The sequence below is a fragment of the Acinetobacter sp. YH16044 genome (assembly GCF_013417145.1).
In the GTDB taxonomy this organism is placed as follows: domain Bacteria; phylum Pseudomonadota; class Gammaproteobacteria; order Pseudomonadales; family Moraxellaceae; genus Acinetobacter; species Acinetobacter amyesii.
This window is the reverse complement of record NZ_VPEK01000039.1, coordinates 1-19,910: the sequence shown is the minus strand read 5'-3', so window position 1 is coordinate 19,910 and position 19,910 is coordinate 1. Positions and strand designations below refer to the sequence as shown.

Below are 19,910 nucleotides of genomic sequence, written 5' to 3'. Positions count from 1 at the left end.
CTAGACAAAATGACACCAAATGAGTTTTACTATGATCAGCTACCCCAACAAAACAAGGTGGCTTAACTAGAGCGGAATATCACTTATAAATACGCTTTTAGTTGTTCAAACAAGTGGAACCACCTCTGTTTGTAATGATATTTTATAAAATTCAATATTAGATCTGCAGAGAAAAACTTATCAAACTAAGTATTGGCTAGTCTTTTTCTTCGAAAAACTTATCAAACGAAGTATTAAGTTAATCTTTTTCTTCAACTTCTTCCTTAAACTCAAACAAATCATTCATCGTACAGTTAAAGTACTTACACAACTTATCGGCGACTGGTAATTCAATACGTACAGCACGGTCATAATACATACTTGTGAGCGTGTTGCGATTGATACCTGTTGCATGCACCACTTCACTTAATTTTAAAATTTTTCTATCGCCCATGAGGCTAGATAACTTACAAGTAATCATATTTAAATTAATTTACAAAAAATAACTTGCTGTGGGTTATTTGAAGTTGTTGACTGAGTAATACTTTGCTAAAATTAACCTACAGCAGGTTATTACAACTTATAGAAAGTATATTTTATCCATTTCAACTAAATTATAACTTTTTAAATATAAGGATTGAACCTGCATTAGATTATTTTGTGGAGATGACCGCCGTGTTACCAAATGAGTTATTGATCAGCCAGCAAGCTCGTGACTTAGGAAATCAATTAATTAAAGAAATGAACATCAATAGAAGTTATGGAATGGCTAATTTTCTTGGAGTAAATACTTGCTATGATAATCATCAGGCTGTACTTATTTGGACATTTCAACTGCTTGAAAGGGAACCTGCCTTAAATGAATTAGCAGAAATTAAAAAATATTTTCTTTTAATCTTTCCAGATAGTGTTTATCAATTAGCCTAAGTTGTTTTTAAAATTAATTTATTAAATAAAAAGCACTAAATCAAAGAAAGCTTTATTTAAAAATACCTATTAATTCAAAAACATACCATTTACTGAATATATGAAGCATAGGTTCCTGCTCTATCACTCACTCGTACTAAAATTACATCGCTCTTTTTACTGATACTAAACAATTTATGTCCACGCCACGTTCTGCGGCTTCGAGGGCTAGTTTTTGTTGAACCACTGAGAACAAGGACAACAAACTGCCTACTATATTTTCCCGGAGAGTGGTGTAGGAACTTTTTCATTATTGCTAATCATATCAGCGACAACATCAGCAACGAGCTCCTCTATTCCTGAGAATGCTTTAGACTGATCCGCATCAAGCCAAGACAATGATGGAAACTCAGCACATCATTCGTTTAAGACCTATTTTAATGACGGCACTGGTCGCAAGTTTAGGTTTTATTCCAATGGCGTTAAACACTGGAATTGGTGCAGAAGTACAACGACCACTAGCAACAGTTGTTATCGGCGGTATTGTATCTTCTACAATTTTAACTTTGTTTGTATTGCCTATTTTATATCAATGGGCGCATGGCTCTGAGAGTAGCAAACAGCAATCCGACGAAATTTAAAATCAAAAAAAGCAGCTTAATTACTAGGTTATGCCTAATTAAGCTGCTTTTAATATTGTATGCCCAACATTTTATTGATAAAGCTTACTGCGCTTCATCCCGACAATTTTCATTTAAAAACTCAAACTCTATCGTTGTATGCGATAAATGATAGGAAGATAATTTAGCTGCAACTTCTTGTTTAAGCCTAATTAATTCTTTAACGTCAAAGTTGTCACTCAGCTCAAGGTGCGCTGTTAAAACGTGACTTTCACCATCTAGTGACCAAAAGTGCATGTGGTGGATACCATTAACTTCAGGAAATTCCATTAGTGATAGTTTAATACGCTTTTGAGTCTCTTTATCGGGTGCAGCTTGAAGAAATAAAACGAGTGTTGATTTCAGGTTTTTGAAAACATTAAACAAGATGAACAGCGTGAACCCTATTGATAAAAGGGGATCTAATATCGGCAGTTCAGCGAACAACAGTACGATAGAGACTATAAGAACGGCAACCCATCCAAGTACATCTTCAAGAAGGTGCCATGTCAGCACTTTCTCATTTAATGTTTCACCCGCTTTTAATTTTAATACAGCATATCCGTTAACGGCAACGCCGAGTATCGCTAGCCCTAACATCCCCTCGACTACAGGCATTTCAGGATTGGACAGCTTTGGAATTGCTTCAAATAAAATCCAAATTGAGCCAATGATTAAAACAATACTGTTTATCAATGCGCCAAAGAGAGTAAGTCTACGATAACCATAACTAAACTTATCTGATGCTTCTTTATCTGAAAAACGACTTAAAATCCACGCAAAACCTATTGAAAGACTATCACCAAGATCGTGAACTGCATCTGCCATTATCGCCGTACTGTTAGTGAGCCAACCACCTATAAATTCGATAATAGTGAATGTCACATTAAGGAAAAATGCCCAACCAATACGGTCATCTTTACCATGTTGATGACTATGATTATGGTTGTGCATTTTGTACCTCTAGTACTTTTCTATTTCTTAGTTTTGATACATTCATATTAATCAAGTGACGTATCAAGCGTTGATATATCCAGCGTTTGAACCCCGACAAGTTAGTCCCTTTTTCGAAATAGAACTCATCAGGGGAATCATAAAGCCCAAAGTCATCATGAATACCTTCTTTTTGAATATAGGTATTTTCTCCACGCCAATCTGTATCTGGTGATGAAAAGCACTTTGTTGCAACACCATAACCACAAAAATCATCTTTTACAAACTGATAAGCGGCACCAATTTTGTTGAAGTTATCCAAGTTTTTCCACCTACGTTGATCGATCAAGGATTGGATATCTTTGTGTTCAAAATTAACGATATTCGTATTGTTTAAATATTTCTCAGTCATTTTTTATATATCCTTTTCGTTGCATACTTATACTATAGACTCTATAGTAACTATAGAGTCAAATGTCTGGGGGAAATTGATGAAAATAGGCGAATTGTCAAAAAAATCGGGCTGTTCAATACAAACGATTAGATATTATGAAAGAGAAGGATTACTGTTAAATCCAAATCGTTCAGAAGGTAATTTCAGGCTGTATGATAGCAAAGCACTTAAACAATTGGAATTCGTAAAGCATTGTCGCAGCCTAGATATATCACTCAATGATATTAAACGTCTTATCGAATTAAAAAATAAGCCAGAAGAAAGCTGCTCTAGCGTTAATGCATTAATTGATCAGCAACTTGCACTAGTGAATAAACGCATGAAAGAATTAAGGGCGCTTAAAGCTGAATTACAACAAATGGCTAGTGCTTGTGGTTCGAACAACCCAACATACTCATTATATTCTGCTGACCATGTAACACGGCAAGTATATTGTTTACTATCCATTTGAAACCCCATAATGTTTTAAGTCTATGTATAAAAGTACGATTTTCACTTAGCAGTACTTAAATAATCACCCCACCACTGCATCATTTCAGTCCGCTGGGCTAAATAGTCAGCGTGATTATAGCTGGCACGGGTACGGTTCTTATCAATATGTGAAAGTTGTGCCTCAATCCAGTTATCCTGGAACAAACCTGAGTCATTCAAAATGGTACTAAAAGTGGAACGTAGTCCATGAGAGGATAATTGATGTTTTCCATAGCCCATCTTACGTATAGCCATATTTAATGTATTAAAATGAATCGGTTGATTATGTTTCCGTGGGCTAGCAAAAATGTACTTTTCACCGTATGACCATTGCATGACGTCTTTTAAAATATCTAAAGCCTGATCTGAAAGTGGAACTAAGAAGTCGGGAATCTCATGGCCTAATATGACTTTTCGTCGAAACTGTTTAATATGCAAGGCAGGTATTTTCCAGACTTTTTCATTTAAATCAAAATGATGAGGCTCAGCCAATAACAATTCAGCCCCTCGCACGCCAGTATGTAATTTGAACAGCAGTGCTTTTTTAATAATCGGATGGGCATCCAATTTTTGTAATTTATACTTAAAATCAGATATATCCTCCGCTTTCAAATACGGATAATTTTTCTTGATTTTACTGTTAATGGCGATTTTATTTAAACCATGCGCGATGTTGAATTCACAATAACCCATCGCTACAGCGTAGTCATAAATTTGGTTCAAATAACTACAAGCTTTCTTGACAGGTTCTTTTACTTGGCGTCCCTCTATTTTTTTGATTACTGAAACCAGGTCATAACGCTTGATGTTTTGAAAAGGTAGATCCTGAAGGTCTGGATAAATATCTTGCTGTAAGCATCTTTCTGCTAACTGTAGTACACCACAGCGGGGTAGATCGTTGAAGGCATTTTTCAGTTTGAACTGTAACCACTCCTCCCCGACCTTACCAAAGGTGATGACATTAGAGGCAGTATCTTGTTCAAAACAGAAATCATTGTCTTTAAAGTCATCTCTGACTTGTCGTGCCTTTTTCAGCGATAAATCAGGATAACGACCTAACTGAATGCGTCGACGTTTTTTAGTTTGTGGATCTGTATAGCGATAGCACCAAGATTTTCTTCCACTCGGCTCAATCTTCAGGCTAAGCCCATCTTCATCGGATAAAAAACTGGTTTTTTCCTTACAATGAGCTTGGCGAACTTTAATTTCAGTAAGACTCATGGAATTTAAATGAAACCTAACAATGGGTTGATTGGATCAATTATATCAAAATAGAACGCTTTATGTATGATGCGTACACTACGCATCATATATATTTGTAATATATTGTTTTATATATTTAATATTTTAAGTATTTGTATTTTAGTAACCATTATAAGTACCACCTCTTCTTTAAGTTCCCAACAACTCACTTTTTCTGTCATCAATGTTAAATAAGTCTTGTGCTTTAAATTCTTAGATGACCTCCTCTACCCTTTATTATCATTTTTATAAAAGTAACTATATGTACTCATTAAAATTTGTAGAGCTCAAAAACAAAAAAGACCGCTATATAGCAGTCTTTTAACTTAATTAAATAATAATTAATTCATTTTCATCATAAGTGCATAAGCATCACGTTTGTTTTGACGCAATGATTCTATCTCGGACTTCGTCAGCTGTTTTACGAGAGTAATTAACTATAACTAAAAATATAGACAAATATTTGCATAAGTTCTCATTTTGTCTATGTCGATTCAGTAGTGGCAAGGTGGGTATTTATTAGAGATTTAAATGATTATCTTTTGTATTTTAGGTGAGTGTCTTGGTATATTAGCATCCATATCTATTGATTATCCAATCCCTTAACCTAGGCATGACTTTGTGAAATTAACACGCATCCACCATTGTAAAAACTTGAATGTGCAAAAGTACAAACAGCTTGAGAAACAAGCTGTTTTACTTGGTCGTATTCGTAGCGAGGTGTGGGCTAAATATGGTGCTATTTCAGGTTTGAATATCAGTGACAGAGCTATTCGTGATGCGTGGATGAAAGAAAGTCGTGACTTTGGTGTTTCTGCAAATGCGTGGAAAGAAACGCTACGTGATTGCATAGGTGATATTAAAGCCTATCGAGAAGCATCAAAAGACAAAGTAAAGCAGGCGATCCGAAAACGCACCTCCTGTAATAATGAACAAAAAAGACTATACACCTTGCTTAAAAAAGATGAATGGATGACTGATAATTTCCTCCATCGTCAAATGCGTAATCACTTTAAGCATGGTGTTAATCACACACATAATCAAATTATTGTTCGTGCGGATATGTGTAAAACTTTTGAGTTAAATGGTCAATGTTGGCTTAAAGTGCCGAGTCTAGTCCCTCGACAAACCATTAAAATTCCACTAAACACCACTGTTGATTTTGCGCCACAAGGCACACTTAGAATCATTCTAAAAAACGGTAATGTTGAAGTTCACTCAACTTATGATGCAGTTGAAACACAGGATTGTGGTCAGGAAACCGTAGGTGTTGATAAAGGTTATTCAGAAGCCTTTGTGGATTCTGATGGTGAAGTATATGGCAATGGTTTAGGTAAATTGATCTCAAGTGAATCAGACTACCTAAATCAAAAGTACAAACGTAGAAATAAGCTCAGAGCGATTTCTAAAGCCAAACCGCACAAGAAACAGAAAATTGAGTTAAATAATCTAGGTCGAAAAAAACTAGATAAGCGACAAGATACTCAAAAAGCAAAGCTCAAAACATTAATATTTACAGCAACTCACAAGTTGGTTGATAAAGCCAAAGTGATTGTTGCGGAAGATTTAACATCCCCAATTCAAAGTAAACGCAACTATGGCAAAAACACCAATAGACGCTTAAATACATGGGCTAAAGGTTTGTTAGCTAATGCCCTAACTTCTATATCTCACCGTAGAGGTTCTACGGTGCATCTAGTCAATTCTGCATATACTTCGCAAAGTGATTCTTTCTTGCATGGCCTTTTAATAGGTACACGTAAGGGAGATCGTTTTCACCGTTTCAATGGGGAAGTTGTGCAAGCTGATTGGAATGCTGCGAGAAACGTGCTTGCAAGATTAAACGACAATGAGATAAGTCGTTATACGCCTTACAAAACTGTAAAGCGTATATTGCAAGAACGGACTGACCGCTACAAGTCGGAACTGACCGACTCAGGCTCTAGTTACACGCTTGGCAACAAGACATTAACAGAGTGCGAATTAGTCCTTGAGTATGTTTGAATACATTTTAAGGAACAGTAGGATAAAAACATGCACTTATTTAAATTAACTGACGAACAACTCGCACAAATTCTTATCCCGAAACGATTTGTACCACCTACTCCACCTGAACATGAAGGCAAGAATATGGTCTATGTATTTGATAGTGAGGATAAGTTTGAACTGACTTATGATGAGCTGGTGGAAATCATTAGCAAAGCTAGAATGGCTGGTCCGAAGTTGATACCTGTCTTAGGCACCGTGAATTAAATTGTGCAGTGTTCGCACGCCACTTGAAACATAACTTGATTGGAAATGAATTTGGGCTGAGAAAAATTCAGTTCAAATTTAACCTGACGGGCACACTAAAAAATGGGTAATTGTCAGATCGAGTTTGGACTACAACACTTTAGCTCATCGATTTACCATACCGCTAATCTTCACACCATTTTCGTAAATCCAGCGATCAAACTGTGATACTACATTCCGCTTATTAATCCAAGTCAGCATGGTGCTTTTCATAAAGGCAGTTTACTTATAAACAGGGAAATTTCTAAACAATTCCCCTTTAACATGCTTAGGCTATTTGATCCAGAGTTCATCTTTTTGCATCATTTTTAACATTAAATTAAATATAACCAGCGGAGTAACATTTTTTTTGTTAGAGCCGACAACTCTTTGAAAACTAAATTTAACGGTTCGCTCAGGAGCATCCAAATTAACTGGGTAGTTTTGTTTTTCTAAATACAGATGATCTCCTAACATTGGCTCTATACCAGTAATAAAATTAACAATTTGTTGCTCATCACCTTTCATTCGGCATTGAAAATGTAGAAAATTCTTACGCAGTTTTCCAAATAATAATAATATTTTAAGCGCCTTAACCATGTTCTTTTCTTTCAGTGCATCTTGCTGCCTATCATCTTTATAATGAAAATCAAGGAGAGGAATTATTTCATCTGGACGAGTCAGTTTTTTAGCCTTTTCGTAAAGTTCATCAAACCAACTCTCTTCTAAATTCTTACTATAAACATAATTCGTTTTTAAATTAAATTTTTGGCGATCCATCCATTTAGTGCTCATCCATTGACATCGTTGCATCCATTCTTGAGCTTGGGTATCTTCGCTTAATCGACCTTCTCTAAAACTTATCAAACGTTGAAAAGGTGTCAGAGTACTCTTCTCTATACTAAACTTCTTTTCTTGTCGGCCAGCCATCGTAACTGGCTGTGTTTGCTGATAAGAATTAAACCATTTCTGCTGCTGAGTATAACGATTTAGGTTTATGTAGTCTGTACTTGACTTCACTGGACTAAAACACTGTTCTAATACTTTTTTTGAAATGATACACGGCGAATTATAAATTCGATCGACTGCTAATAAATCCAAAACATGAAGGTAATTTGAAGCCGTTTGCTCAATACTGCTATGCCCCATCCAAGAGGCGAGCACCTGCCATTTATGTTGAATAATCTCTTCTTGAGCACGTGCTTTCATACCAAACAATAAATCCCTCATCTTTTTTGCTTTTACCCAAGGACAATCTGTGTAGGTCTTGATCATTTCTTTTGAACCGAGCAAAGTTATTGCTAGATAGTTAGCAGCACTGTGGCGTAATGTATGAAAACTAAAGCCATGATGCATACCTAATATTTGACTAAACAAATCTACTGTAATTTTGCTGATACATTGATCAGTTAATACACGATGATTCACACTAAAAAGTAGATCATCCTGCTGATTAACCAAATATTGCTCATAACGATGTTGTATGTAACGTTGTACTACTAAAAACTCATGTTCTGACAATGCAATTTTCAATGGTATTTGACGATTCGCACTTCGCGTTTTCAGACGGCGATATGAATTGTCTTGGATATGAAGCGTGATATTATTAAAAACTGTATTTTCTTTTTCTTTATAAAGTAGCTCTGGGCAAATAATATCTTGTATTTTAAGACAACGAACTTCATTTAATCGAAGTCCAGTTCTATAACTTAGTAAATACATCAGCTTTAAACAACTCAGATGATCGACCCACTCTGATGCCGTTGGCTCTTGACTTAAATTTTCTAGTTTTTCCAATAATTTGCCAAATAGCAAAGGACTCACTAGCCGTGCATTGCAAATTTGTAAATGCTTAAAACTTGAATTCTGTAACACCAATACCCCTGGAGCATCATAATTCTCTATACAGAATTGATGAAAATCTTTTAGGCGACCAAAACGGTATTCTGCGCTTTGGTGCATCTTACGAGAGGTTTTTCCTTTCACCGAATCTCGTTGAACTGCTTTTTCATCACGTTCACTGCTGTATTTCAATAGCTGCCGATATAAATCCTCATAGTCATCTATGGATTGTTGCTTTAAATCTAATTTATTGAGCCAAATCTCAAATATAAATTCTTTGCCAAACGATCCTAAGTAGCTTTCAATAGTTGATAATTGAAGCCCTCGTTTTTTTAAATGCATTAACCAGTGAATTAAGCGTAGTTGAGCATCAATTAAAGACTTTTCCTCCGTATTAGCATCAACTATCTTCTCCTCTAACACCCTTCTAGTTTCTTGCCAAAAACGTAGCGTGCGTTCTTCTTTATTCCTCTTTTTATCTAAACGCTCAACTTTTTGACCTTTACGTTTCTTTTGACCAAACAACATCAACTCATACGGAATCGTTTGTAATTTGCTTTGAACAGTCGGAACTTCAGGAAGTAACTGCTCTTGTTCAAAATGAATAGGGCGATTATCTGGTTCTGTGACTTGATTGTAATCATTATTCCACAGCAATCTAAATTCGGATGGCCTTAAAGCAACAGTATTAATCTCTTGCTGAAGCACATTACTCAAAAATATATCTATGCTGAGGTTTGGATTAAATTCGAGTACCATTTGCACATCATTAAATGCACGAAATCCACGGCGTTTAATTTGATATTGCAGATCCCCAAGACTTTTTTTCCTGCCTATCTTACTCAAGCTTTCTAAAATACAATCTTCAACTGAATGTTGCAGACAAAATTCTTTCTGAGCAGCTTTCAACTTTTTTAAATATTGCAAAATGAACTGCGCATATGGGTTAAAAAAAACATGTTTCCATTGGTACAACTTTCCCTGTTCTACATCGTTGCCATATTGAGAGTTTTCAACACGATAATGTAGTAACAATGGATTAGTGATTTTTTTGTAGTCCGAATGGTATAACCGAAAACAATTCAGATCTGTACCAAGCTCAATGGCCTCCTGCAATTGCTTCTGAATAGCAATCAAATGCTGTTCATCTGCACAGCCTGAAATATATATAAAACTTAAGCATAAATTTCCCCATAAGTACTTTGGTTCATTCCAATATTCAAATGAATCTTGCCAATACTGCCTTAATTCCTTAAGTACATGGATATGTAGATGCCCCTGTTCTAACCGTGACTCTGTACTCTCAATTTTTCTAGGCAGTACGATCCGTTTAGTATGTGGATTTAGCTTAATTCTGTATGATTTTTTATCTACATTCTGGTTGAATTGCTTCCTTCTTTTATTAAATTCATCTTCAGTAAATTGCATCAGTTTTGATTGTTCGTCTCGGCTCAACTTTTGACTCAAACAATCAACACTATCTTTAATGTCATGCCATTTTTCAGCGATCTGCTGATCAAGTTTTTGCTGCATTTCTTTCGTCAATACTTCAGGTGGAGAAGGCTGTCTATCTAGCGACTTTTTCACCATTTTATGAATATCAACAAATAGATCATCTAGTTGTGGTTTTATTAGTTCTTTGATTTTTTGCATACAACTATTTTCGCTCTAAGTGTTTAATCGATAAAGATTTGACATTATCTTGCAATTGCTGGCGGGCTTGCTGTACATAGACATTCGGGATAAGTGAAGAATGCGGATGAAAAGCCTCTCGGTCACGTTGGTCATGACCATACAGGGCCTGAATTAAGTGAAAAGCTAATGCTGGTTTACCCTCTTGCTGCTCATGCATCAAAAAGTTCATGTCAAAATGACGTAACCAATTCGAATACATATTCTTTGGAAAGACTCCTTGCATATATGAATTCACCCATTTTCTCGATAAAGGGATTAACTTAATTTTCCTGCTCTGCCATTCTTTGACAGTTATCGGCAAGATATCTTTACTAAAAATGACCTTACCAAAAAGATCATTTACAGTTATCTTCTTCTTTGCAAAGACTTGTCTAAAAAATGAACCGTACGCTTCAATAATTTGTTCTAAAAAGGCAGTGTAATTTTGCAGTGTTTTTATGAAAAAATCAGATAAAGGGATAAAACGACCATCTTTTCTTGCTTTACTATTTTTTTTATCATTCACATATAAAAGCTTGAGCTCAACACAATAATCATCCAAATTCCCCAACAGGTTTTTTTTAGGCCGACTTGCCAAACTCAACAAACTGATATGCCACATCCAACACGCATATGCATTAAGTTGATTAATAATGTGCTTATCTTCTTGGATGTTTTCGTGACAATGTCTATGTAAAATATGGAATTGCTCTTTCACAAAATTGGGTTCAAGTGCCAGTTGGCTCCCTATCCTTCCTATAGATAATGCAGATTGCACTTTGAATTGTTGTTGCAATATTTTTAGTTCAGCCGTGTCTTCAGTAAAATGTGTGGAATGTGGTGTAAGTGCTTTTTCTAAAAAGGCTAGATATGTGCTACTGAGTTGAGTTTTCGGTAGCCCGCCATAATAGATACCAGGCATGTGATGCTGACTATCCCGCCCAGCAATTACATGAGCAAGATATTCATTATATGTTTCATAATATATATGAAAATATAATTGAGCCTGCAGTTTTTCTACAGTGATCGAACCTACAAACCGATTATCAAGCCAATTCTTAAGTTTCGTATTAATGTGTGTTGATGAAATTAGTGGATTCGATGCTTGTTCTATATAGTCAAACCAAGCAGAAGGTAAATGTAGTTGATGTGTCATCACTTCATTCCACCGCACATGATTTAAGCTCTTAATCTTCTGCTCTGTAATTTTAAGATTTAATTTGAGTAAATATTCGCGACGTCTACTTGAACCATTCTGGATCAAAATTCCATCTTGAATAAGCTCGTTAAAATCCATCAGTGCGACGGGTGATAATCCCGTCAAAAGTGACAATAAACATGCTGCAGCGATTGCAGCATCCCTCCAGTGCCCGGATAACTCGGTTCTCAACACATAAACAATTTGCTTCAGTATATCTGGCGCCAAATAATGTGGATTTGTAACAAAAGGAGCATGACGGCGCTGGCGATGCCGCATTAGATGCGTCGCATTATCGCTGAGTATATAATTTAAATTTTTAGACTTTTCATCTTCTGAATAAAACTCCATTTCAGGATCTAATAGATCAACTTCACCCTCTTCATCTTTGTGAAGAGCGGCATCATAAATACTAATCTTTGCGTTATGTCCAATATCTACTTGCTTACCCGTTTTAATTTCACGAAATTTTTTGAGTTCATTTTTCGTCGGCCATTGCAAAACTTTGCTTTTTTTTGACTTACGCTGACGATGAACTACACGACGATCATCTAGTCTTTTAAAAATTATTAATAGAGCCGATAAATACTCTATGACTTGTACTTGTTCGAAATCTTTAATATTAAAAAGTTGATTACGATCCTCTTTTTTCAAATTACGTTCGTACGTGACATAACAATTTAGCAGCTTACTACATTCATGAAATAATTCAGCATGATTAGAATCCAGCACATATCGTGAGACATAGCGTAATAGGTCACAAACATGTTTTTGCTTATTCTCAGCTTTATCAATTTTTGCAAATTCTTGATACTGCCGATATGTTAAAAAACTCGCTTGTAGAATCAAATAACGTTGCGATGACAGCTCTTGTGTATTACTAGAATCTGGACATGCAAAAAAACTCACAGCAGCTAAAAAAGAATACTTACCGATCTGTCTGGAGCCTGATATATAGCTATAAATTTGTTGTGCTAATTTGTATAGAGCGTAGACATCTTTATACAAATCATCTGATAGATCGACAAATTGTGTATTTACAATATCATCACGTAATAGACAATAATCTTGTTGATATTTTTCTGCTAAATCTAAGAATTGCTCTTGTGTTTCAATGTTTGGCATATTCATTTTCGCTTAATATTTTTATCACGTTGCATTGTTTAAATTCATTGTGATCAGAACGATTTGGTAAAAGTTGATCCTTTATTGAATTCTTTGTTAGCTTAAAAAATCTTGCAAAAAATTTAGCATCCAGTTCTTTCTGAGCTTTTCTTTCAAAGCACAAGTGTTGTTGTGATTTTTCGATAAAATCATCAAGATTATGTATCAACTGTAAGATTGCAACATAATTAGAATGCACACGTAAGCCTGGCTCCGTTTGCATTAATAGCAATATTTTTTGCCAAATTTTCACATAGATTATTTTGAACTTTGCTTGTACTACTACTTTCTGGCTCTGTTTAATCTTTTTGATTTTCAGTAGTTCTGAGTTAATTTTTACTATCTTAAATTGAACATTTTGTCGCTCAAAGCAAAAGGGCATGATAAATTGCCCCATAAATATCTCTATATTTTTTACTAAATAGTCAAATTTTAACATTTTTATCGATATAAAAAATGAGCATATCTTTGTATATTAAAATTCATTTAATTTATCAACTAAATTTTCTCAAAATTACAATTATCAACAAATACATATGGTTTACTTATCATGGGTGGTCTAAATTTTAAGAATTCTTCCACTTTTTTTTAGTTTTCTGTTATTACATGAAACAATACCGTTGTATTACATTTTAGAAATGCTGTGTATGCAGCATTGATCAAAAAGATTCTCTGCTATACTTACTTCACGTGTAGCATCAATGGAGTTTCGAAATGCTCAGAACCACTGAACAGAAAAGAAAATATATTCAAGCGACACGTTCGCAAAACTATCAAGCCAGCCTAAAGCTTGAAGGCATTACAACGACAGCTCAAACAACTCAACAAAGTAAAGCTGAAATCTTGCAAAAATATAAGAAGTATTCGCAACCCGAATCTTAGTCAGGTGCATGTATGGATAAATATGGGGAAATGGGTGACAGCCTGTATTGTTACCCTGGCACAAATATCCTAAAGAACAAACTCAATATTCGTGATGAACAAATTTTAGAACAAGCTGAACTAGAACTGTCTGGATTGGCAAGTAACTTAATTGAATATGCTGAACCACCTTACGACTTACAATACTTAAAATCAATTCATGCGCAGCTCTTTGGCGACTTATACGACTGGGCAGGAAAGTTAAGACAAATCGATATTTCCAAAGGTGACACCCGTTTTTGTAATTTTTCCCGTATTGAAATTGAAACCAATAAACTACTCAAACCGCTTCAAGAAAAAAAATACTTTCAAGGCTTAGCACCACAACAACTGATTCCTCAACTTGCCGACTTGTATTGTGAGCTTAATGTCATACACCCATTCCGTGAAGGTAATGGACGTACACAACGGATTTTCTTTGAGCATCTGATTGCTCATTGTGGTTATGGTATTGATTGGTCTCGCATTGACTCTCAACAACAATGGATTCAAGCCAATATTGAAGGTTTTTATGGTAATTTAAATCCATTAATTAAGATTTTTGAAATATGCTTTATTCAAAATACCTAAAATTTAAGTAGTCGAAGCCCACAATCCTTAATGAGCCATCATCTTTGCTTCAATCCACTGATTAATTTCCCAAATAAACCAACAATCACGATTCTTAGAAATCTTAATACTCTTCGGGTAATTTAGGATCGTAATATTCAGATTACTTATCCAGAATTGAATAGATCGTTAACTTAGATAGACTTTTAAGCAATGTAACTTGCCGCATGTTTATCAACATATGTCTCAAAAAAGTCTGCCCATACATAGATTTATGGTGTTTAGTGCTTAAATTTCAGATTAATCTTCGTCTGATGACCTGAATGGATGTTACAGATTACATGCAGGTGAATTACTCTGTGGCTGTATCATGGCTTTTGTGCAATCCAATCCATTTGATCCGAATGTTCTCTTTTGCAATAAAGCAGCCTCTTCTGCTTTTCCTGAACCAACGAACTATGTCATTGATTTGATTCAACCGACAACAGTGATGCTGAATCAAATCTCCAAAGAAGGGATTAAATGCAAGAAATGTGGTAAGAAAAAGATAGGGGATGGAAGTTATTATCCGTCTAATTGGAACCAGCCCATGAGTCGAGATCAGTTGAGTAAGAATCATTTTAAATGAATAAGAGAAGGATGGCTTACCTCACTTCTCCGAATAACAATGCTATGCTTTTCAACCAAGGTTATAAATTGGCAACTACATTTCATTCTTCTTCATGCTGGTCCTATAGCCTGTAGACAATTACTACATCATTTGCATTCAATGCTCAATACAGCCTGTCAGCAGAACCGCAGCGATACTTTTTTTCGTGCATACATGTAGTGTTTAAATCCATTCATTTTTCAATGATCCTCTGCCGTTTATCACATTTATGGTCGATCTTTAACCTTGTGAAAAATGCACATACCGATCCCTTCAAACTGTCAAATTTATGTATGCATGACATTTAAAGAAAATTATCTGATCAATTTTTTTAGGTAAAATTCATCAAGAAAAAAGTTATTATTATTCATAACATCACCAATAACCACATAAAAACAATAATTTAATAAATTATTCTTCCAATTTTTTTATATTTAGTGTTATCTAACCTAAAAAATCTTATTTCCATTCTCGTTGTATTTGGCTTGGAAAATAGTTTGCTTAATATTGCGAACCCACAAAATGACGAAGTTGGAAAACACTTGCTACCAAAAAAATTCGGGTACGCGCTAATAATAAATCAGAGGCTATGAGTGATGACTTCTAAAAATCTGTCCATGCAAGAAGAAATTAAGAGCTGCTACATTTTTTTGGATACAGGTGATACACCACAAGTTGTTGCTCAATATGCGCTCAAAGATTCAATCTATAATTTTATCTACGGCAAGAGATATTTGAGTCGTAAGCGTCCGCTGAATCCCATACCAATTTTTAATTCGATTTAGGTTTCCAGCAGTGCGGCAGCAATTCTTCAATTTGGGTCACTTTGTGTGTCGGTAGCCTTTTCAGCACATCACTTAAATAAGCATACGGATCCAAGCCATTCAGCTTTGCTGACTGGATTAAAGTCATGATATTCGCCGCTCGCTGGCCGCTGCGCAGCGAACCTGCAAACAGCCAGTTCTTACGTCCCAACGCCCAAGGTCGCATTTGATTGTCGGGTAGTCAGACGCAGTTACCTACGTCCAACCCCCTAAGAACCGTGCATGCGAGTTTCCCAGCACACGGCTCAAGCCTCTGCTAAGGCGCCATTCGGCACCCGGTTATACATCGTTGACATTGGCAAACTGAACACTCCTCGGACAATACAGATGGTAAATCTCAAGATTAGCAACTGCATCCGTTCCACCATGACTTAGCTTCACAATATGACGGCTGTGCCATGGTGTATCTTTGGTGACTGGTTTAAGACAGGCGCAGCAGCGACCACCTTGTTTTAGCCACACCCGATACAGCTTGGCTCGCCCCTTTGCGGAGACCAGCATTCTTTTACCCCATCGGGATTCGAAGTACTCATCCCATGCGGGGTCATGAGGGTTAGCAGCAGCCTTGATCTTGATATGTCGCACAATTGGCGTGTCCGAGGCAGACACTAATGTGTATTGTCGCTTCCGACCATCGGCGGACTGTTCATCACATGAGAACACCCATCGACGCGCTCCTTGTACTTTGAAATACCGATCTTTGACCCATCGGAGTGTTTTGCGAGGGTGGCGACGTACCGCCCATCGCCAGAGCATTTCCCACACTGCGCTGTCTACCTGGTTGAAAACCTTCTTGGCAACGACATAACTATGATAGTTGGCCCAACCCCTTAGAATAGGGTTGAGCAAACCGATCAAAGTGGCCTGTCGTGTCGCTTTGTTTGCATTGATTAATGCTCGCAGCTTATCGAGATGAGCACTGATGTTTGCCTTTGACGGCTTGATCAGTAGCTTGCCATTGTACTTGCGTACGTTCCACCCAAGAAAATCGAACCCGTTCCCTATGTGCGTGATTTTGGTCTTTTCCTGAGAGAGCACGAGACCGCGCTGCGCCAGAAATTCAACCACGGCAGGGCGAACTTCATTTTCGAGCCACTCTTTAGAATACCCCGTGATGATGAAATCATCCGCATACCGTACCAGTTGCAGCTTTTTGCCTGTCCATTTGGCGTTAGGGAACCTCTTCGCCAGCATCGTTTCCAGTCCGTCCAAGGTCATGTTGGCCAACACCGGGGAGATAATACCTCCTTGCGGTGTTCCGGAAAGACTGGGAAACAGCTTGCTTTGGTAGACGTAACCGGCTTTGAGCCATTTCCGTAGAATCACCTTGTCCATTGGGAGGTTGGCGATCATCCAGTCATGGCTGATATTGTCGAAACAGCCTTGAATGTCACCCTCTAGCACCCACTCCGCACTTACTTTTCTTGACAGCACACCAAAGCACTGTGCTGCAGCATCCGCGGTTGAGCGTTGTGGTCTGAATCCATAAGAGTTCCGATCAGCGATGGTCTCCGCGATGGGTTCCAAAGCCAGCAGATGGAGCGCCTGCATGGCCCGGCATTTCATCGTGGGTATCCCGAGAGGTCTCATCTTGCCATTTTTCTTCGGAATAAGGACTCTCCGAAGCGGAAGGGGCGTGTAACCTCGCCTCTTCAACGACATCATCGCACCGGTCTTGGCCTTGGGTGTATTCCAAGTCACCTTGTCGACCCCAGCCGTGTTTTTGCCTTTGTTTTCAGACACTCGTTTGACGGCCAATGCTTTGCCACTAAACGAGTGAGTCAGCAGCCATTGCAAAGCTTTCGCCTTGTTATGCCTGCCGTCTTGTACCGCCTTCACAATACGCGCTTGCAGCCCTCTGACATGACGCTGTACAGCAATCCAATCGATGGGTCCCACGATGTGCTGGAAGGTGCACACGCTGATACTGCTGCATTCATTTGCTCTCCCTCCATTAAAAGGGTTCTACACACTCTCTTGTGATGAGAGACCATAAGGACGTCAGCCCGCTTTCGCGTGGGGTAATGTTTCAACCTCTATCCAACCCATTACAGACTGGCATTCGCTTTTTCCTCGTTCCTTCGCCCGCATCACCATGGGCAGTTTTTGCAAACTGCTTTCCCAATGGGAGTAATACGGGATTTCCACGTTCCGCTTACTGAAGTACATCGGCTTAGGTGCCTGCTATCGACCGGGAGGCGTATGGGTCACGAATGCGTAGTCGAAAGACGCAATTCCCACCTCCATTACCGTTTTGGTTCGAGCGTATCAGCCATTTCCGCTCGTTCAACTTAACGATCGTTACGCAGATTCACATGTGTTCACCATACCGATTATCTAGCCCTTGTCCGGCTATGGCTGCCAGAAGGGTACGTCTCTCACGATTGATACCCCGCACCTTGCGGTGCCTCGTTACATTGTCGAAGGCGCTCTTTATTCAGCCTTCTAGATTCACCCGGTGACACGGGTGGTTCCCGCAGGGGGAACAACTTCATTAAGCGACTTCGTGTCGCACTTCCACCCAGTTATTGCAAATCGGTAGATTGCCATCATCCAGATAGCGGCTTAAAGCTGGCCAACGCTTCAGAGTGTAATTGATCGCCTTGGCGGTTGGAGAACTCGATGGCACAGTCAGTTGATGTTGGTTGAGCCATTCATACAGTTGTTGCATCACCGGTTGACTATGCTGTTGTCGGTATTCGCGGCGCTGTTCTGCTGTACCATCGGTCTTTTTCCTGAGTTCTGCTTCTATGGCATACAGTTTCTGAATCAGCACTAATGCCTGTTCAGCGACCTGACTTTTTTTGGTCACATGCAGTTCATGGAATTTACGACGCGCATGCGCCATGCAGCCCACCTCAATGACCTGACCTGATTTAAAGCGTGCTTTATAACCGCTGTAATCATCACAGACCAGATGGCCCTGCCAGTCTTTCAGGAACGCTTCAGCATGCTGACCTGAACGACTATCCTGAAAGTCATAGATCACGGCTTGAACTGGATTGTACTGTGTAGTGGCATAGGCCCAGACATAACCTTTCTTCGGTTTTTTCTCATTCTCACCCATCCGCATGATGGTGACCGGCGTTTCATCGGCATGGATCACCCGCTGTTGCAGCACCACCTGTTTTAAGGCATTGGCCAGAGGTTCCAGTTCCACACCGCAGCGACCAATCCAGTCAGATAACGTGGATCTGGACAGATCAATGCCCGCCCGCTGATAGATCAGGCGCTGACGGTACAGCGGCAAATGATCGGCATACTTCGATACCAGCACATGGCTGAGCAGTTCAGGACTGGCAATACCTTTATCAATCACATAGGCGGGCATCGCTTGCTGAGTCAGGGTGTCGCACTGATCACAGACCCATTTGCCACGTACATGCTGTTCCTTATAGAACTGTGCCGGTCTGAAATGCAGTTTTTCACTGACATCTTCGCCGATACGACGGAGTTGGCAGCCACAAGCACATTGGGTTGATGCAGGTTCATGCTCAATACGGATGGTGTGTAGATGATCTGGCAGTGGTCGACGTTTAGGTTTATTTGCTTTGGCTTTGTGTGTCGCTGCATCGGTTTTATCTGCATTCAGCCGTTCCAGTTCCAGATCAACGGCTGCAATATCTTCTTCGACCGCTTCATCCCACAGGTGGATTTGTTTTGCAGTGAGATGTTCGTTTTTACTGCCGAATTTGTGCTGTTTAAATAGTGCGAGTTCATGCTCGTATTTTTGATTGAGAATAGAAAGATGTTGAACTTTAGAATCTAATTGCTGATTGATGACTTCAAGATGTTGAACTCTGGCATCTAATTGCTGGTTTGATTTTTCTAATTCTTGATTTGATTGTGCCAGAGACTGATGCTGCATCGCCAACTGCCTGGTGAATTCCAGCAGTTGTTCATGGGTCAGTTGGCTTAAGTCAGGCAGCGTATTCATGACCGCAGTATGCCTGAGGTCATGAGAAGAATGAAATAGAACGTTTGGAGAATAGCAGAATGGAACAGCCTGTTTTAAAGCATCGTCACCACCTGCTGCCGTCCAATGCGCTGCCAGGGCAAACCTTGGATCAGTGCCTGTAACTGTTCCGGGCTGAGGGCCACGGTTTCACCTTGGTGAACTTGAGCCCAGTGAAATTTGCCCTGTTCCAGCCGCCGGGCACACAGCCAGATGCCC

General features: G+C 38.4%; 17 protein-coding genes and 5 pseudogenes. 9 read left to right on the top strand and 13 right to left on the bottom strand.

The genetic code is table 11. From position 1 onward, the window contains the following. Positions 1-238: 238 nt before the first annotated feature. A complete protein-coding gene (locus tag FTV38_RS14895) occupies positions 239-460 on the bottom strand; it encodes a helix-turn-helix transcriptional regulator (RefSeq protein WP_004658364.1) in 222 nt (73 codons plus the stop codon). 194 nt (positions 461-654) lie between these two features. Between FTV38_RS14895 and FTV38_RS14890 the strand changes: the two genes are divergently transcribed. Next, a complete protein-coding gene (locus FTV38_RS14890; RefSeq protein ID WP_004658363.1) occupies positions 655-906 on the top strand; it encodes a hypothetical protein in 252 nt (83 codons plus the stop codon). Between the two features lie 252 nt (positions 907-1,158). Here the strand turns inward: FTV38_RS14890 and FTV38_RS14885 are convergent. Next, positions 1,159-1,302: pseudogene (locus FTV38_RS14885) on the bottom strand (antitoxin HicB); the annotation flags it as partial. Here FTV38_RS14885 and FTV38_RS14880 point away from each other — a divergent pair. Further along, positions 1,302-1,526: pseudogene (locus FTV38_RS14880) on the top strand (efflux RND transporter permease subunit); the annotation flags it as partial. The pseudogenes FTV38_RS14885 and FTV38_RS14880 sit on opposite strands and share 1 nt — an antisense overlap. 84 nt (positions 1,527-1,610) lie before the next feature. On the opposite strand, the gene FTV38_RS14875 reads toward FTV38_RS14880, so the two are convergent. Further along, complete coding sequence (locus FTV38_RS14875; RefSeq protein ID WP_127800877.1) at positions 1,611-2,498, bottom strand: cation diffusion facilitator family transporter; 888 nt, start codon at positions 2,496-2,498, stop codon at positions 1,611-1,613. Then, complete coding sequence (locus FTV38_RS14870; protein ID WP_180004480.1) at positions 2,485-2,889, bottom strand: hypothetical protein; 405 nt, start codon at positions 2,887-2,889, stop codon at positions 2,485-2,487. The genes FTV38_RS14875 and FTV38_RS14870 overlap by 14 nt, the downstream gene beginning before the upstream one ends. Positions 2,890-2,968: 79 nt before the next feature. Here FTV38_RS14870 and FTV38_RS14865 point away from each other — a divergent pair, with 79 nt between their 5' ends. Then, positions 2,969-3,382 (top strand): Cd(II)/Pb(II)-responsive transcriptional regulator, encoded by a 414-nt coding sequence (locus FTV38_RS14865; protein WP_005245163.1) that lies wholly within the window; start codon positions 2,969-2,971, stop codon positions 3,380-3,382. Positions 3,383-3,423: 41 nt separating this feature from the next. Here FTV38_RS14865 and FTV38_RS14860 read toward each other — a convergent pair whose 3' ends face one another. Further along, positions 3,424-4,623 carry an integrase arm-type DNA-binding domain-containing protein gene (locus FTV38_RS14860; protein ID WP_005245164.1) on the bottom strand — a complete coding sequence of 400 codons (1,200 nt, stop codon included), beginning with the start codon at positions 4,621-4,623 and terminating at the stop codon, positions 3,424-3,426. Positions 4,624-5,265: 642 nt separating this feature from the next. Here FTV38_RS14860 and FTV38_RS14855 point away from each other — a divergent pair. Both FTV38_RS14855 and FTV38_RS14850 read left to right on the top strand, forming a co-directional pair. Further along, positions 5,266-6,648: an IS200/IS605 family accessory protein TnpB-related protein gene (locus FTV38_RS14855; protein WP_168370265.1), complete on the top strand. Its 1,383-nt coding sequence runs from the start codon at positions 5,266-5,268 to the stop codon at positions 6,646-6,648. A 30-nt stretch (positions 6,649-6,678) separates the two neighbouring features. Then, positions 6,679-6,897: a hypothetical protein gene (locus FTV38_RS14850; RefSeq protein WP_000550047.1), complete on the top strand. Its 219-nt coding sequence runs from the start codon at positions 6,679-6,681 to the stop codon at positions 6,895-6,897. Between the two features lie 144 nt (positions 6,898-7,041). On the opposite strand, the gene FTV38_RS18415 is transcribed toward FTV38_RS14850, so the two are convergent. From FTV38_RS18415 to FTV38_RS14835, 4 genes are read right to left on the bottom strand one after another with little or no spacing between them, the layout of a single operon-like run. Beyond that, positions 7,042-7,149, bottom strand: a complete 108-nt coding sequence (locus tag FTV38_RS18415; protein WP_372551473.1) for a hypothetical protein — start codon at positions 7,147-7,149, stop codon at positions 7,042-7,044. A 60-nt stretch (positions 7,150-7,209) separates the two neighbouring features. Further along, positions 7,210-10,410 carry a site-specific integrase gene (locus FTV38_RS14845; protein WP_127800785.1) on the bottom strand — a complete coding sequence of 1,067 codons (3,201 nt, stop codon included), beginning with the start codon at positions 10,408-10,410 and terminating at the stop codon, positions 7,210-7,212. A gap of 4 nt (positions 10,411-10,414) precedes the next feature. Next, the gene (locus tag FTV38_RS14840; RefSeq protein ID WP_127800787.1) at positions 10,415-12,754 is read right to left on the bottom strand and encodes a hypothetical protein; all 2,340 of its coding nucleotides are present in this window, start codon (positions 12,752-12,754) and stop codon (positions 10,415-10,417) included. Next, on the bottom strand, positions 12,741-13,190 hold the full coding sequence (locus tag FTV38_RS14835; RefSeq protein ID WP_127800793.1) for a hypothetical protein: 450 nt from the start codon (positions 13,188-13,190) through the stop codon (positions 12,741-12,743). Before FTV38_RS14835 ends, FTV38_RS14840 begins: the two co-directional genes overlap by 14 nt. Positions 13,191-13,507: 317 nt before the next feature. On the opposite strand from FTV38_RS14835, the gene FTV38_RS14830 reads away from it, so the two are divergent. From FTV38_RS14830 to FTV38_RS14815, 4 genes are all read left to right on the top strand, one after another. Then, on the top strand, positions 13,508-13,675 hold the full coding sequence (locus tag FTV38_RS14830) for a YhfG family protein (protein ID WP_000946583.1): 168 nt from the start codon (positions 13,508-13,510) through the stop codon (positions 13,673-13,675). A gap of 12 nt (positions 13,676-13,687) precedes the next feature. After that, a complete protein-coding gene (locus tag FTV38_RS14825) occupies positions 13,688-14,284 on the top strand; it encodes a putative adenosine monophosphate-protein transferase Fic (RefSeq protein WP_179990952.1) in 597 nt (198 codons plus the stop codon). A gap of 349 nt (positions 14,285-14,633) precedes the next feature. After that, positions 14,634-14,891 (top strand): hypothetical protein, encoded by a 258-nt coding sequence (locus tag FTV38_RS14820; protein ID WP_004726728.1) that lies wholly within the window; start codon positions 14,634-14,636, stop codon positions 14,889-14,891. Between the two features lie 617 nt (positions 14,892-15,508). Continuing rightward, positions 15,509-15,697: a hypothetical protein gene (locus FTV38_RS14815; RefSeq protein WP_159153752.1), complete on the top strand. Its 189-nt coding sequence runs from the start codon at positions 15,509-15,511 to the stop codon at positions 15,695-15,697. On the opposite strand, the pseudogene FTV38_RS14810 reads toward FTV38_RS14815, so the two are convergent. The 4 genes and pseudogenes from FTV38_RS14810 to tnpB form a co-directional block, all read right to left on the bottom strand. Then, a pseudogene (locus tag FTV38_RS14810) lies at positions 15,684-15,911 on the bottom strand (transposase domain-containing protein); the annotation flags it as partial. The gene FTV38_RS14815 and the pseudogene FTV38_RS14810 sit on opposite strands and share 14 nt — an antisense overlap. A gap of 104 nt (positions 15,912-16,015) precedes the next feature. Beyond that, positions 16,016-17,676: pseudogene (gene ltrA, locus FTV38_RS14805) on the bottom strand (group II intron reverse transcriptase/maturase). A gap of 575 nt (positions 17,677-18,251) precedes the next feature. After that, a pseudogene (locus FTV38_RS14800) lies at positions 18,252-19,673 on the bottom strand (IS66 family transposase); the annotation flags it as partial. Positions 19,674-19,747: 74 nt separating this feature from the next. After that, complete coding sequence (tnpB, locus tag FTV38_RS18410; RefSeq protein WP_179988708.1) at positions 19,748-19,900, bottom strand: IS66 family insertion sequence element accessory protein TnpB; 153 nt, start codon at positions 19,898-19,900, stop codon at positions 19,748-19,750. Between the last annotated feature and the right edge of the window lie 10 nt (positions 19,901-19,910).